This window comes from Caulobacter sp. (genome assembly GCF_965279145.1).
Classification (GTDB): Bacteria; Pseudomonadota; Alphaproteobacteria; order Caulobacterales; family Caulobacteraceae; genus Caulobacter.
Genome location: NZ_OZ257139.1, coordinates 1,256,546 through 1,269,476, shown reverse-complemented (window position 1 = coordinate 1,269,476; position 12,931 = coordinate 1,256,546). Strand labels below are relative to the sequence as shown.

General features: G+C 70.8%; 15 protein-coding genes and 1 pseudogene. 6 read left to right on the top strand and 10 right to left on the bottom strand.

Going from position 1 to position 12,931, the window contains the following annotated elements:
- Positions 1–23 precede the first annotated feature (23 nt).
- Complete coding sequence (locus ACQY9P_RS05920; RefSeq protein WP_421736191.1) at positions 24–854, top strand: S1 family peptidase; 831 nt, start codon at positions 24–26, stop codon at positions 852–854.
- Between the two features lie 122 nt (positions 855–976).
- Here the strand turns inward: ACQY9P_RS05920 and ACQY9P_RS05915 are convergent, their stop codons facing one another.
- The 8 genes and pseudogenes from ACQY9P_RS05915 to rdgB form a co-directional block, all read right to left on the bottom strand.
- Entirely contained in the window at positions 977–2,674 is a 1,698-nt protein-coding gene (locus ACQY9P_RS05915) for an AmpG family muropeptide MFS transporter (RefSeq protein WP_421736192.1), read from the bottom strand.
- A gap of 35 nt (positions 2,675–2,709) precedes the next feature.
- Positions 2,710–4,245, bottom strand: a complete 1,536-nt coding sequence (locus tag ACQY9P_RS05910; RefSeq protein ID WP_421736194.1) for a response regulator — start codon at positions 4,243–4,245, stop codon at positions 2,710–2,712.
- 76 nt (positions 4,246–4,321) lie between these two features.
- Positions 4,322–5,137 (bottom strand): SirB1 family protein, encoded by an 816-nt coding sequence (locus ACQY9P_RS05905; protein ID WP_421738249.1) that lies wholly within the window; start codon positions 5,135–5,137, stop codon positions 4,322–4,324.
- Positions 5,137–5,511, bottom strand: a complete 375-nt coding sequence (locus tag ACQY9P_RS05900) for a YraN family protein (RefSeq protein ID WP_421736195.1) — start codon at positions 5,509–5,511, stop codon at positions 5,137–5,139. The genes ACQY9P_RS05905 and ACQY9P_RS05900 overlap by 1 nt, the downstream gene beginning before the upstream one ends.
- A complete protein-coding gene (gene rsmI / locus ACQY9P_RS05895) occupies positions 5,508–6,395 on the bottom strand; it encodes a 16S rRNA (cytidine(1402)-2'-O)-methyltransferase (protein WP_421736196.1) in 888 nt (295 codons plus the stop codon). Before rsmI ends, ACQY9P_RS05900 begins: the two co-directional genes overlap by 4 nt.
- Positions 6,396–6,445: 50 nt before the next feature.
- Positions 6,446–7,594, bottom strand: coding sequence for a radical SAM family heme chaperone HemW (hemW, locus tag ACQY9P_RS05890; RefSeq protein ID WP_421736197.1), 1,149 nt, complete (start codon positions 7,592–7,594; stop codon positions 6,446–6,448).
- A 48-nt stretch (positions 7,595–7,642) separates the two neighbouring features.
- Positions 7,643–7,735, bottom strand: a pseudogene (locus tag ACQY9P_RS05885) (hypothetical protein); the annotation flags it as partial.
- Positions 7,732–8,334 (bottom strand): RdgB/HAM1 family non-canonical purine NTP pyrophosphatase, encoded by a 603-nt coding sequence (rdgB, locus tag ACQY9P_RS05880; protein ID WP_421736198.1) that lies wholly within the window; start codon positions 8,332–8,334, stop codon positions 7,732–7,734. The pseudogene ACQY9P_RS05885 and the gene rdgB, both read right to left, overlap by 4 nt.
- 25 nt (positions 8,335–8,359) lie before the next feature.
- Between rdgB and ACQY9P_RS05875 the strand changes: the two genes are divergently transcribed.
- The 4 genes from ACQY9P_RS05875 to ACQY9P_RS05860 all read left to right on the top strand — a co-directional run bounded on the left by ACQY9P_RS05875 (position 8,360) and on the right by ACQY9P_RS05860 (position 10,060).
- Positions 8,360–8,953, top strand: a complete 594-nt coding sequence (locus ACQY9P_RS05875) for a glutathione S-transferase family protein (protein WP_421736199.1) — start codon at positions 8,360–8,362, stop codon at positions 8,951–8,953.
- A 141-nt stretch (positions 8,954–9,094) separates the two neighbouring features.
- The gene (locus ACQY9P_RS05870) at positions 9,095–9,211 is read left to right on the top strand and encodes a hypothetical protein (protein WP_421736200.1); all 117 of its coding nucleotides are present in this window, start codon (positions 9,095–9,097) and stop codon (positions 9,209–9,211) included.
- Positions 9,212–9,282: 71 nt separating this feature from the next.
- The gene (locus ACQY9P_RS05865; RefSeq protein WP_421736201.1) at positions 9,283–9,816 is read left to right on the top strand and encodes a DUF2975 domain-containing protein; all 534 of its coding nucleotides are present in this window, start codon (positions 9,283–9,285) and stop codon (positions 9,814–9,816) included.
- Positions 9,817–9,835: 19 nt separating this feature from the next.
- Positions 9,836–10,060 (top strand): helix-turn-helix domain-containing protein, encoded by a 225-nt coding sequence (locus ACQY9P_RS05860; RefSeq protein WP_108490621.1) that lies wholly within the window; start codon positions 9,836–9,838, stop codon positions 10,058–10,060.
- Positions 10,061–10,063: 3 nt separating this feature from the next.
- Here ACQY9P_RS05860 and ACQY9P_RS05855 read toward each other — a convergent pair whose 3' ends face one another.
- Together ACQY9P_RS05855 and ACQY9P_RS05850 are read right to left on the bottom strand one after the other, a co-directional pair.
- Positions 10,064–10,942, bottom strand: coding sequence for a transglutaminase-like domain-containing protein (locus ACQY9P_RS05855; RefSeq protein WP_421736203.1), 879 nt, complete (start codon positions 10,940–10,942; stop codon positions 10,064–10,066).
- 102 nt (positions 10,943–11,044) lie between these two features.
- Positions 11,045–11,974 (bottom strand): transglutaminase family protein, encoded by a 930-nt coding sequence (locus ACQY9P_RS05850; RefSeq protein WP_421736204.1) that lies wholly within the window; start codon positions 11,972–11,974, stop codon positions 11,045–11,047.
- Between the two features lie 74 nt (positions 11,975–12,048).
- Between ACQY9P_RS05850 and ACQY9P_RS05845 the strand changes: the two genes are divergently transcribed.
- Entirely contained in the window at positions 12,049–12,771 is a 723-nt protein-coding gene (locus ACQY9P_RS05845) for an N-formylglutamate amidohydrolase (RefSeq protein ID WP_421736205.1), read from the top strand.
- Positions 12,772–12,931 lie beyond the last annotated feature (160 nt).

Sequence of the window (12,931 nt, the reverse complement as noted above, 5' to 3'; positions counted from 1 at the left end):
CGGAAAAGCGAGGGCGACGTCCCGTGCATTTCCCCAAGCTTCCCGACTGGCTGGTCTATGCCGCCGCCGTCAGCGCCCTGCTGATCGTCGCGGTCGGCCGGCAGGAGCGCTCCGACGCCCCGCCGCCGCCGCCGCCGGTGCCGGGCGAGGAGGGCCTGCCGCTGGGCCCGGCCTCACCGTTCGACCCCGCCATCGTGGTGCAGGTGCCGGCCAAGCCCGAGCCGGGATCGGGCACCGCCTTCTCGGTGGGCGATGACGGCACCTGGCTGACGGCCCGCCATGTGGTCGACGGCTGCAAGTCGGCCGCCATCGTCGTGGCCGACGGACGCGGCGTGGCCGCGCGCATCACCATCGACCCGCGCGCCGATGCGGCCATCCTGACCACCGAGGGCGGGGCGCCGGCCGTGCCGCTGGGCCTGAACGAGCCGCTTCGTCGCGGCGCCCGCGCCTATCATCCGGGCTTCCCGCAGGGCCATCCGGGCGAGGCCGCCTCGCGCCTGCTGGGCCGCGAGAACCTGGTCGTGCATGGTCGCGGCGCCCGCACCGAGCCGGTGCTGGTCTGGGCCGAGGTCGGCCGCACCGATAATCTCAAGGGCACCCTGGCCGGTCTTTCGGGCGCGCCCGCGCTCGACAATGCCGGCCGGGTGATTGGGGTGACCGTGGCCGAGAGCCCGCGTCGCGGCCGCATCTACACCACGGCGCCCGAGACCCTGAAGACCCTGCTGGGCCCCCGCCGCCGCCACGGCGCCGACACCGCCATGGGCGAGGCGATCACCACCGAGAACTATGGCCGCGTCGCGGATGGTTTGCGGCGGGATCTGCGCGTGGCGCAGGTGGTGTGCCTGGGAGTTTGATCGCAAGGTCCTCCCCCTAACGGGGGAGGTGTCGCCGCAGGCGACGGTGGGGGAAGTACTGCTGAGTCATTGCGCACTTCCCCCACCGGCCTGACGGCCGCCTCCCCCTTCAGGGGGAGGATTTAAACCGCCGCCTCTTCCGCCGCCGCCTTGCCGATATCCCCCTGCCGCGCCGCCACCATGAACGACAGCACGATGGCCACCACCCCGATCAGGGCCGTGTAGATGAAGAAGGCCGTATAGCCCGCCGCCATGGCCGGGGCGCTGACGCCCAGCTTGGCGCCGGCGGCGGTGAAGCTCTCCGGCGGCAGGCGCGTGAACAGGCCCTTCAGCGCGCCGATCGGGCCGCCATGTTCGGCCGCGATGGCCGAGGCCTCGACCAGCCGTCCCGACTGCGAGGCGATCAGCTTTCCGGGCAGGGCGTAGAGCGAGGAAAACAGCGCGTACTGCGTGGCCGTGAAGCCGGCGGTGGTCAGGCTGGACATGTAGGCGATCAGCGCCGTGCCGGCGACGCCGCCGGCCATGTTGTCGATGCAGATGGCCCAGAACAGCACCGGCACATTGTGGCCGCTCATGGCCAGCCAGGCGAAGAACAGGTTGCTGATCGGCTGGGCGAAGGCCCCGATGATCAGGGCCCGCATCAGGCCAAAGCGGGCCACGATCACCCCGCCCAGGAACACGCCGATCATCGAGGCGATGATGCCGAACACCTTGCGGATCTCGGCGATCTCGGTGAGCGAGAAGCCCATGTCGCGGTAGAACGGATTCATGATGTTGAGCACGAAGTCCGAGACCCGATAGACGCAGATGGTCGCCAGGATCAGGCCGGCCACGCCCGAAAAGCGGGTCATGAACTCCAGCAGCGGCGAGCCCAGGGCGGTCGACAGATAGACGCCGGGCTTGGTCTTCACCTTCGGGATCGGCCAGGCGGCGACCAGGATCACGCCGATGCCGACGGCCACCCCGGCCAGCTGCAGCCAGACGCCGTTGGGCTTGGCCTTCCAGGCCGCCTCCAGCGCCTCGCCGCCCACGAACTTGGACAGCAGGCTGGCGTCGCCCGACAGGCCCGAGCCGACGATCAGGGCGCCGACCACCAGGATGGCCAGCCGCAGCAGCCATTCGCCCACTTCCAGGGCCTTGGGCTGGGCGACGCCGTCGGTGTGGATCGGCCGAATGGCGTGGGCCGCCTCGCGCGGGGCCAGCAGCGTGGAGATCACCCCGATCGACATGGCGACGGCCATGGCCAGGTAGGAGATGTTCCAGCCGAAGCGCTCGGCCAGCAGCAGCGGCACGGCGCCGGCCATGACCATGGCGCCGCGATAGCCCCACTGCACGGCCACGGCCATCGGGCCCTGCTGCTCGACATCGACCGCCTCGATCCGCCAGGCGTCGATGACGATGTCCTGGCTGGCGGTGGCGAAGCCGACGATCACGGCGATGGCGGCCATCAGCGGCAGGTTCGCGGCCGGATTGACCCCGGATATGGCCAGCAGGCCCAGGATGATCACCGCCTGGCAGACCAGCATCCAGGCGCGGCGATGGCCCACCAGCCTGTGCAGCACCGGCACCTTGGCGCGGTCGATCAGCGGGGCCCACAGGAACTTGAACGAGAACGACAGCGTCGCCAGGCTGAAGAAGCCGATCACCGCCAGCGACAGGCCCGCGTCGCGCAGCCACAGCGACAGGGTGTCGAAGATCAGCATGTAGGGCAGGCCGGAACTGAACCCCAGGCCCAGCATCACCAGGCTGCGACGCTCGCCGAAGAAGGCCAGGGTCTGGAGCAGCGTCTTCTTCGGCGCGGCCTGAGTGTCGTCGGTCATGTCGTCCCCCGCCCAGGCGGTGACAGGCCCGCCGACTAGCCGGCGACCTTGGCCCGCGTCGCGGCTTTCGTCCAGACGCCGGGCGCGGCGGGGCCGGTCCAGCGGGTCAGCATGTCGCGCAGGGCGCCGTGGGTCAGCGGCTTGACCAGGAAGTCGTTCATGCCGGCCCCCAGGCACAGGCGGCGGTCCTCGTCGAAGGCGTCGGCGGTCAGGGCCACGATCGGGGCGGTGACGCCCCGGGCGCGCAGCTCGCGGGTGGCGTCCACGCCGTTCAGGCCCGGCATCCGCAGGTCCATCAGGATCAGGTCGTAGCTGTTGCTGGACAGGGCCGCGACGGCCTGGTCGCCGCCGGCCACGCGATCGACCTTGCAGCCCTCGCGTTCCAGCAGGGTGCGGGCCAGCAGGGCGTTGATCGGATTGTCCTCGGCCAGCAGCACGCGCACGCCCGGCGCCAGGGCGTCGGCGATGCGGTCGTCCTCGGCCGGACGCTCGGCCCGCAGCGGGCTCTGGGTGGTGGCCTGCAGCACCTGGGCGACGATCGAGGCGGCGCGCAGGGGCTTGATCAGATAGCCGCTGAAGCCGGCGCTTTTCAGCCGGTCGATGCGGCCGCGCTGGTCGGGCGTCAGCAGCACCACGGCCGGGCGGTCGGTCGGCGGCTTCAGCGCTCCGCGCGGGCCGGCCAGGGCCGCGTCGTGCAGCAGCACGGCGTCGGCGGGAGCCAGCTTCAGCGCCGAGGCCACGTCGGCGGCGACGAAGGCCCGGCCGCCGGCGGCCTCGACCTGGCGGGCGGTGGCGATGCGGACGATGGCGTTGGGCGAGGCGACGGCCACGGACTTGCCGGCCAGCGGCCGGTCAGCGGAGGCGTGCGAAGCGATCTCGAACGGGGCCTCGAACCAGAAGTCGGCGCCCTGGCCGACCTCGCCGCCGACCCCGACCTCGCCGTTCATGGCGCGGGCCAGCCGCGCCACGATGGCCAGGCCCAGGCCCGCCCCGCCCAGCTGGGTGTGGTGCGTCGCGTCGGTCTGGACAAAGGCCTTGAAGATCCTGTCGCGAGCGTCGGGCGACACGCCTGGCCCGGTGTCGGTCACGGAAAGTCGCACGCGGCCTTCGGACGTCGCCGTGGCGCTCAGCAACACGCCGCCGGCCTCGGTGAACTTCACGGCGTTGCCGGCGTAGTTCAGCAGGATCTGCCGCAGGCGGCCCTCGTCGGCCAGCACGATCGGCAGGTCGGGCGACACGGCCCAGGCGATCTCGACGCCCTTCTCGTGGGCCCGGGGGCTCATCAGTTCGGCCACCTGGCGCAGCAGGCCCTCGAGGTCCGTCGGCGCGGGCGTCAGCTCGATGTCCGTGGCGCCCAGGCGGGCGAAGTCCAGAACGTCATTGACCAGCGACAGCAGGTGATCGCCGCTCTCGCGCAGGGCGGTGACATACGACCGCTGCTCGGCCGTCAGACGGGTGCCCTCCAGCAGACGGGCCATGCCCAGCACGCCGTTCAGGGGGGTGCGGAACTCGTGGCTCAGCGTGCCGAGCTGTTCAGGCGTGATGCCGGCGGGGGCGCGGGGAGTGGTCATGGGCAGCGACCCTAGCGTGTACGACTTAACGGCCGGTCAAAGACGCCGGCTGACGCGCACGCGGATGCGACCCGCCTCAGTTCAGCCGAAGCCGCACCCGCTCCCGCGCCGCCCGCGCCGCGATCGCGGCCCCGCCGTCGAGGATCTGGGCGCGGGTCAGGGCCTGCAGCGCGCCCGCCAGGGCGCCCTGGCCCTCGCGGGCGGCGGCGACGTCCAGCCAGGGGCGGTGGTCGGACGGGTTGAGCAGGGCCCGCCGCAGCGCCGAGCGCTCGGCGCGGGGCCAGTCGCGGGCCTGCTGGGCGCGGGCGAAGATGTTGTTCTGCAGGCGGATCAGCACGGCCCGGTCGGAGATCGGAGCCATCAAGAGTTCCAGCTTGGCGGCGACGTCGGGCATCAGGCCGGTCCGCAGGGCGCGGCGCGACAGTTCCGACGGCAACACCACCCGACCCTCGCTGAAGGGGTCCAGGGCCAGCGGCCCCTCCTCGGTCTCGATGCGCAGCAGGAAGTGGCCGGGAAAGTCGACGCCGTGCAGTTCGACGCCGGTCATCCGGGCCGCGTGCAGGTAGAAGACGCCCAGGGCCACCGGCAGGCCCTTGCGGCGCTGGGCGACGGCGATGACGTCGGCGTTGTCGGGGTGGTCGTAGGTGATCAGGTCGCCGGTCAGCTGCAGATCGCCGGCCAGGGCCTCGGCCACGGCCTCTTCGGGGGACTCGGTCTTGAGCCGCTGAGCCAGGCGCTCGGCGGCCTGCCGGGCCAGGGCCAGGGCCGGCTGCGGGTCGCGATCGGGATCATCGTGGACGGCGCAGGCCAAGGCCGCCTCGAACAGCTGAAAGCCGGCGTCGGGACCTTCGCCCAGCCGGGTCAGGATCGCTTCGGCCTCGTCCCGGGTCATCATGCCTCCGTCCAGGCGTCGCGCAGATGGCGCGGACGGCGGCCTGGCGCCAAGGCGATAAGGTCCAGGCGCACCGAAGCGTTCCGCAGGGCGGTGCGATGCTGGACGATATGGGCGGCGGCGCGGCGCAGGCGGGCCCGCTGCTCGGCGGTCACCGCGTCGAGGGCGGCGTCGAGCGTGGCGCGGCGCTTGACCTCGACCACGGCCAGGACCTTGCCGCGCTGGGCCAGCAGGTCGATCTCGCCCAGCGGTGTGGGCAGGCGGAAACCCAGGATGCGATAGCCCTTCAGCATCAGCCAGGCGGCGGCCAGCACCTCGGCGCGTCGGCCGGACAGGCGCGCCGCGGCGCCCCGGGTCCGGCGGGCGGCGGTCATCCCGCGTCGCCCGCGCTGGCCGCGTCCTTCAGGGCCAGGGCCTGGCGGTAGAGATCGCGGCGCGGCAGGCCCAGGGCCTTGGCGACCTCGGAGGCCGCTTCGCCCAGCGGCAGCCGGGCCATGGCCTCGCGCAGGGCGCTCTCGGCGTCGCCGGCCTGGATCGGGGCCTCCGAGCCGGGGCCCACCAGGATGACGATCTCGCCCTTGGGGCTTTCGAAGCGCGGGTCGGCGGCCAGCACGTCCAGCGGACCGCGGATGCAGGTCTCGTAGAGCTTGGTCAGCTCGCGGGCCACGGCGGCCTCGCGCGGGCCAAACACGGCGGCCATGTCGGCCAGGCTGTCGGCCACCCGCGAGGCGCCTTCGTAGAAGATCAGGGTGGCGCGCACCGGCGCCAGTTCCTCGAAGAACGTCTTGCGGGCGGCGCTCTTGGGCGGCGGGAAACCGGCGAACAGGAAGCGGTCGGTGGGCAGGCCGCCCAGGGTCAGGGCCGCCAGGGCCGCCGACGCGCCGGGGATCGGAAACACCTGATGGCCGGCCGCGATGGCTTCCCGGGCCAGGCGGAAGCCGGGGTCGGAGACCATCGGCGTGCCGGCGTCCGACACCATGGCCACCCGCTCGCCGGCCGCCAGGCGCTCCAGGATCTTCGGCGTCACCCGGTCGGCGACGTGCTCGTCATAGCGTTCCAGGCGCTTGGAGATCGAATAGGCGGCCAGAAGCTTGCCCGAGACCCGGGTGTCCTCGGCCAGCAGCACGTCGCAGCCGTGCAGGGTGTCCAGCGCCCGCAGGGTGATGTCGCGCAGATTGCCGATCGGCGTCGCCACCAGATAGAGGCCCGGCGCCAGCGGGGCGTCGGACAGCTGGGGCGGGGCGAGAAGACGGCTCAAAAAGAGATCCTGACCGCGCGATGCGCGAAATGGGTTCGCGGCCACTCCTATCAGGTCGCGAGCGCGCCTGTCAGCCGGTCCAGCACCAGACGCCCGGCGCGGGTGGCGCGCAAGCGGCGCGGATCATCGACCAGCAGGCCCAGCTCGACATGGCGGCGCACCTTGCCGGCGTCGGGCGCCAGACCCAGGATCGCCACCTCGTCGAAGGCCACGCCGTCGTCGATCCGCAGGCCCAGCAGCAGCCGCTCCTCGGCGGCGTCGGTGGGGGTCAGGACCTCGCATTCGAAGCCGACGCCGGTGTCTCGCACGGCGGCGACATAGTCGGCGATCTTGCGATGGGCGGTGGTGGCGACGCGGCCCTCGGGCAGGGTAAGTCGCCCATGGGCGCCGGGGCCGACGCCGACATAGTCGTGGCCGCGCCAGTAGACGAGGTTGTGGCGCGAGCGCGCCGCCTCGCCCCGGGCGTGGTTGGAGACCTCGTAGGCGTCGAAGCCCGCCGCTTCCAGAACAGCCTGGGTGGTCTCGAACAGGTCGTGGGCTCGATCCTCGTCGGGGACCACCAGCCTGCCGCGTCCGACGGCGCGGTCGAAGGCGGTGCCGGTCTCGATGGTCAGCTGGTAGGGTGAGACGTGCTCGGGGCCCATGGCCAGGGCCTCTTCCAGCTCGGCGCGCCAGGCCTCCACGGTCTGGCCGGGGCGGGCATAGATCAGGTCGATCGACAGGCGCGGAAAGGCGCGGGCCGCCACGGCGATCGCCCGCCGGGCCGATCCGGCGTCGTGGTTGCGGCCCAGCAGGGCCAGGGCGTCGTCGTGTAGCGACTGGACGCCCAGAGACAGCCGGGCCACGCCGGCGTCCGCCAGCGCCTCGAAGCGGCCGGCCTCGGCGTCGGTGGGATTGGCCTCCAGGCTGATCTCCAGATCGTCGGCCGCGCTCCACAGGCTTTTGGCCGTCTCGATCACGCGGGAGACCTGGGCGGGATCCATCAAGGATGGCGTGCCGCCGCCGAAGAAGATCGACAGCAGCCGGCGCTGTCCGGTCAGGGCGCGCTGGGCCACCAGGTCGGCGACGGTGGCGTCGGCCAGCTGCGCCTGCTCGGCGCTCCGCCCCCGGTCGCGCACGACGTTGAAGTCGCAATAGGGGCAGATGCGCGCGCAGTAGGGCCAGTGGATGTAGACGCCGAGGGGAAGGAGCTCAGCCATGGAAGCGCCCGTTCCCCTCCCTTGTCATCCCGGAAGCGCGTAGCGCTGTCCGGGACCCAGGTGCCTGCGCATCGCGGTTGCCCCTGGGTCCCGGCTCTCCGCGTCGCTGCGGCCGGGATGACAAGGTTTTTGCAGTGTCACTCAAACAACGCCGCCTTCAGTTTCTCGAACGCGCGGGCCCGGTGGCTCATGGCGTCCTTGGCGGCTGGCTCCATCTCGCCGAAGGTGGTGTCAAAGCCCTGGGGCACGAAGATCGGATCGTAGCCGAAGCCTTGCGTTCCGCGCGGCGGGAAGGCCAGGGTCCCGTGGACCTCGCCCTGCACCACCACCGACGGGCCATGGGGCCAGGCCACGGCCAGAGCCGAGGTGAACCAGGCGCCGCGGTCGTCCGAGCCGGTCTCTTCCAGCCGTTCCTCGACCTTGGCCATCGCCAGGGCGAAATCCTTGCCGGGGCCGGCCCAGCGCGCCGAATAGACGCCGGGCGAGCCGTCCAGCGCCGCGACCGACAGCCCCGAGTCGTCGGCCAGGGCGATCATCCCCGACAGGTCGGCGGCGTGGCGGGCCTTGAGCAGGGCGTTGCCGACGAAGGTCTGTTCGGTTTCTTCCGGTTCGGGCAGGCCCAGGGCGCCGGCGGAGACCAGTTCGAACCGGCCATCCAGCAGGGCGGCGATCTCGGGGACCTTGCCGGGATTGTGCGTGGCCACTACGAGCTTAAGCCCAGGCTCCAGTCTCAGCGCCATCGTCGGCTCCTTGAGGAAATCATCAATGCGGCTCCTTTACTCCGCCTTGTCGCCGTTTGCGCGCAAGGTTCGCGTCGTGGCTCACGAAAACGGCCTGACCGCTGCGATCACGCTCGAGACCGTCGCCCCGTTCACCGACGAGAGCCTGCGCGCGATCAATCCGCTCAGCCAGGTGCCGACCCTGATCCTCGACGACGGCGAGATCCTCTTCGACTCCGCGGTGATCTGCGACCATCTCGACGCCGCGGGCGGCGCGGGCCTGATCCCGGCTTCGGGCCAGGACCGCCGGCGCGCCCTGACCCTGCAAGCCCTGGCCGACGGCATGGGCTCGGCCGCCATCGCCGTGGTGCGCGAGCGCATGCGGCCGGCCGATGACCAGCGGCCCGAGCTGATCGAGCGCCAGCTGAAAGCCATCGTCGCCGGTCTCGACCTGCTGGAGGTTGCGGGTTTCACCCCCGATCAATGGACGATCGCGCAGATCGCCGTCGCCGCCCAGCTGTCCTATTTCGACGCCCGCCAGGTGCTGGACTGGCGTGATGGCCGCCCCGCTCTGGCCGCCTGGTTCGAGGCCGCGAGCCGGCGGGACTCGATGGTTGTGACTTCCGTGCAACTCACCTGATGCCATCGCGCCATCATTGCTAAAGTTTAATATCGTTTATCGATATTCAGCATTGTTGGAACCCAAATCGCCGCCTATCTGTTGAGCATGGACGACGCCGATCTTCCGACGTCGTCCGGCCACCTCAACGGATCCACCTCGATGCCCGCCGCAAAGCTGTTCCAGATCGCCGACAAGGTCCTGATGACCCTGATCACCGCCGCCCTCATCGTGGGCGTTCCGGTCTCGGCGATCACCTTCGTGGTCCAGACTCTGTAGGGGCTTGAAGCCTCGCCAGGACGCGGGGCAGGTTCAAGGATCGCCCTGGGGAGGGCGAGGGGGAAGCAGCCATGCGCGCCTTGGGGCCCGGCTCGGTTTCGAGCTTTCTGAAGATCATTCTCGACGTCATCTACGTGGGTCTGTGGATCTTCGTCAGCCTGCTGTCGCTGTTCACCCTGGTGGCGCTGCTCTTCAGCTTCAATCCGGAGCTGCTGGCCAAGATCATGCCGATCAGCGACGCGGTCGAGACCGTCACCCGCGACGGCCCGCTGTTCGCCGGGGCCCTGGCGGCCTGGGCCCTGCTGCTGGGCGGCTGGATGGTGATCGTCGAGCGCCTGCGCCGGATCTTCGCCACCCTGACCGCCGGCGACCCGTTCCACCCCGACAATGTGCGCCGCCTGCGGGTGGTGGGCCTGATCCTGGCCGGCCTGGAAGTGGGCCGCTACATCTTCTCGGGCATGGCCCACTGGCTGGCCCCGAACAACAAGGTCATCGACGACTCGTTCACGCTCACCGCCTGGTTCTCGGTCCTGGTGGTGTTCGTGCTGGCCGAGGTCTTCCGCGAGGGCGCCCGCCTTCGCCGCGAAGCCGAACTCACCATCTGATCCCGCGGAGAACCAGCCCATGCCCGTCCGCGTGAACCTCGACCGCGTGCTGCTGGAGCGCCGCATGTCGCTGACCGAGCTGTCCGACCGCGTCGGCGTGACGATCGCCAACCTGTCGATCCTCAAGACCGGCAAGGCCCGCGCGGTGCGGTTCTCGACCCTGGACGCTCTGTGCCGCGAGCTGGACTGCCAGCCGGGCGACCTGCTGACCTTCGAGTCGGGCCCGCCCGACAGCGACGACTAGGCCCTACAGCGGCGACAGCGCCCGAACCTCGCGGCCCCGCGCGCCGGTGGTGTCGGTGACATGGCCCGGCAGGCTGGCCGCCTCGGTCTCATAGGCCCACACCCGGAAGCCGTTCAGCTGGTGCGGTCCGAACGAGGTCAGCATCGCCACGTCGGCGGCGTCGCGGCCGTGGGCCACCACGATCCGGCCGATGCGCGGGATGTTGTTGCGGGGGTCGAAGGCCCACCATCGGCCGCCCAGATACACCTCCATCCAGGCGCTGAAATCCATCGGGTCGACGCGCGGCACGCCGATGTCGCCCAGATAGCCGTTCACATAGCGGGTCGGGATGTTCAGGCAGCGGCACAGGGCCACGGCCAGGTGGGAATAGTCGCGGCACACGCCGATGCGGCCCTCATACACCTCATAGGCGGTGCGGGTGGAGCTGGCGGTCTTGTAGTCGAAGGTGATGTGGTCGTGCACGAAGTCGCACACCGCCTGCACCCGCGCCCAGCCTTTCTCGATATGGCCAAAGCGGTCCCAGGCGATCTGGCTGAGGCGGTCGGTCTCGCAATAGCGGCTGCCCATCAGATAGACGAGGCAGGCGTCGGGCAGGTCGGCCACGTCGTGCAACTGGGCGTCGGGCGCATAGGGATCGACCGCGCCGCTGTCCTCGATGACGCTGTCGCTCCACAGGGTCAGCAGGCCGGTCGGGGCCACGAAGCGGCGGCAGGGATTGTCGAACATGTCGCGATAGGTGGCGGTGTCGATCGACGGCGTGGTGAAGAAGGATTCGGCGATCCGCACATCGGCCTCGCGCCCGTCCCTCAGGCCCAGCAGCGTCACCATGGCGGTGGGTTGCTGGCAGTGGACCGTGATCTCGTAGCCGTAGCGGATGAGCATCGTCGTCGTCTCGCGAGGGAGCCGGGGCGCCGAGCGGGCGAGGCCGGAATTAGGGGGAGGGTTCGACGTCAACGCGCGAACGGCCCGGAGGATGCGGCGCGATCAGCCGAAGGCGCTGAAGGACGGCGCCTGATAGTCCTCGCCGTCCAGGCTGGTCACGTCGACCTCGACGTCCATGCCCAGATAGTCGGTCGGAAAGCCCGCCCAGGTGCCATGCACCGGCGGGGCCTGGCGCGGATCGCGCACCACGGCCACGCGGATCAGGTCGGTATTGCCGACGATGCCGTTGGTGGGGTCGAACTCCACCCAGCCGCACGACGGCAGATAGACCCGCAGCCAGGCATGGGTGTGGCCGCCGCCCGTCCGCTCGGCCGCGGCCTGCTTGCGCGAGGGGCTGTGGATGTAGCCGGACACGAACTGGGCGGCCAGGCCCAGGCGGCGCACGGCCTCGATCATCAGCACGGCGAAGTCGCGGCAGGTGCCGCCCCGGTTCTCCAGGGTGGTCAGCGGCGTCTGCACCCCGTGCTCGAAGCGCTTGCCGTATCGGAAGTCGGCATAGATCGCCTGGGTCATCTCGGCCAGCAGGTGTTGCAGGCTGGTCTCACCGGTCGGCCGCACGAAGCCCAGGGCCCAGCGCGTCAGCACGCCGTCGGGGTCCTCGTGCTGCGGCGTGATCGACTGCAAAAGGTCGGGCAGGTCGTCGCTGGAATAGGCGAACGGCCGGCCGGCGTCCCAGGCGTCGATATGGCCGGGCACGTCGCCGAAGGCGGGCAGGGGCGTGTGGTCCAGGGTGAACTGGCTCTCGAAGCTCAGCTCGCTGGACCGGCCGTTGAAGCGGGCCACACCGATCCAGTTGCCCAGCACGTCCTGCACATAGCGCAGCTGGACGGGTGTCGGCGCGATCACCAGTTCGGAAGACAGCAGTCGCTGATCGCAACCTTCGCGCGGCCGCAACATCATGCGATGGTCGCCGAACGCCACGGGATTGCGATACCGGTAGCGCGTGAGGTGGCGGACCGAAAGCACAGGCATTGACCACAAGTGGCGTGGATTCGAGCGCGGGGTCGAGCCGCCTTCTTGTCGCAGGTGATCCGCACCCGGTCATTGTGCTCAATGAAGGCGCCCCGTCGCCCTTTCTGCTTCTGGGAGACCATGCCGGCCGCACGATCCCCCGGGCGCTGGGCCAGCTGGGCCTGACCGGCGACGCCCTGGACCGCCACATCGCCTGGGATATCGGCGTCGCGGCGCTGGGCCAGCGCCTTTCGGCCCTGCTGGACGCCACCTTCATAGCGCAGGCCTATTCGCGCCTGGTCGTCGACTGCAACCGCCGCCCGGGGGCGCCGGGCGCCATGCCGGCGGTCAGCGACGGCACGCCCATCCCCGGCAACCGCGACCTTATCCCGCAAGCCGTCGCGGCCCGCATGGCCGAGATCTACCAGCCCTATCAGGACGCCATCGCCGCGACGCTCGACGCCCGGGCCGGCCGCCCGACCGTGCTGGTCGCCCTGCACAGCTTCACCCCGTCGATGGGCGGCGTCGACCGTCCGTGGACGCTGGGCGTCCTGCATCGTAACGACTCGCCGTTCTCGTCGGCGGTGCTGGCGCGGCTGCGCGCCGACTTGGGTCCCCTTGGGGGCGACCTGGTCGGCGACAACGCCCCCTACGCCATGGACGACACCGACAACACCATCCCCCTCCACGCCGACCCGCGCGGCCTCGACTATCTGGAACTGGAGGTCCGCCAGGACCTGCTGGCCGACGAGGCCGGGCAGCGGGAGATGGCCGAGTGGCTGGCGCCGAGGCTGGCGGAGGCGGTGGGGGCAATTTGACGCCTTGCCGGACGCCGGACTCGGAGATCAGCGAGGATGAGTGGTCGTCGGACTTCAATTTCCCTCCGGAAGGCGGACGGTGACCGACTATCGGCGGATCGACGACGTTGGAGAAGACTCGCCAGGTCAGCCGAACCAGCGCTTGGGCGGGCGCGTCAAC

Excerpts from the sequence above, each read along its gene's own strand:
- ACQY9P_RS05905 (WP_421738249.1), bottom strand. The coding sequence starts at position 5,137 with ATGACCCGGGACGAGGCCGAAGCGATCCTGACCCGGCTGGGCGAAGGT.
- hemW (WP_421736197.1), bottom strand. The coding sequence starts at position 7,594 with ATGGCTGAGCTCCTTCCCCTCGGCGTCTACATCCACTGGCCCTACTGC.
- ACQY9P_RS05915 (WP_421736192.1), bottom strand. The coding sequence starts at position 2,674 with ATGACCGACGACACTCAGGCCGCGCCGAAGAAGACGCTGCTCCAGACC.
- rdgB (WP_421736198.1), bottom strand. The coding sequence starts at position 8,334 with ATGGCGCTGAGACTGGAGCCTGGGCTTAAGCTCGTAGTGGCCACGCAC.
- ACQY9P_RS05860 (WP_108490621.1), top strand. The coding sequence starts at position 9,836 with ATGCCCGTCCGCGTGAACCTCGACCGCGTGCTGCTGGAGCGCCGCATG.
- ACQY9P_RS05910 (WP_421736194.1), bottom strand. The coding sequence starts at position 4,245 with ATGACCACTCCCCGCGCCCCCGCCGGCATCACGCCTGAACAGCTCGGC.
- ACQY9P_RS05855 (WP_421736203.1), bottom strand. The coding sequence starts at position 10,942 with ATGCTCATCCGCTACGGCTACGAGATCACGGTCCACTGCCAGCAACCC.
- ACQY9P_RS05870 (WP_421736200.1), top strand. The coding sequence starts at position 9,095 with ATGCCCGCCGCAAAGCTGTTCCAGATCGCCGACAAGGTCCTGATGACC.
- ACQY9P_RS05850 (WP_421736204.1), bottom strand. The coding sequence starts at position 11,974 with ATGCCTGTGCTTTCGGTCCGCCACCTCACGCGCTACCGGTATCGCAAT.
- ACQY9P_RS05865 (WP_421736201.1), top strand. The coding sequence starts at position 9,283 with ATGCGCGCCTTGGGGCCCGGCTCGGTTTCGAGCTTTCTGAAGATCATT.
- ACQY9P_RS05900 (WP_421736195.1), bottom strand. The coding sequence starts at position 5,511 with ATGACCGCCGCCCGCCGGACCCGGGGCGCCGCGGCGCGCCTGTCCGGC.
- ACQY9P_RS05875 (WP_421736199.1), top strand. The coding sequence starts at position 8,360 with ATGCGGCTCCTTTACTCCGCCTTGTCGCCGTTTGCGCGCAAGGTTCGC.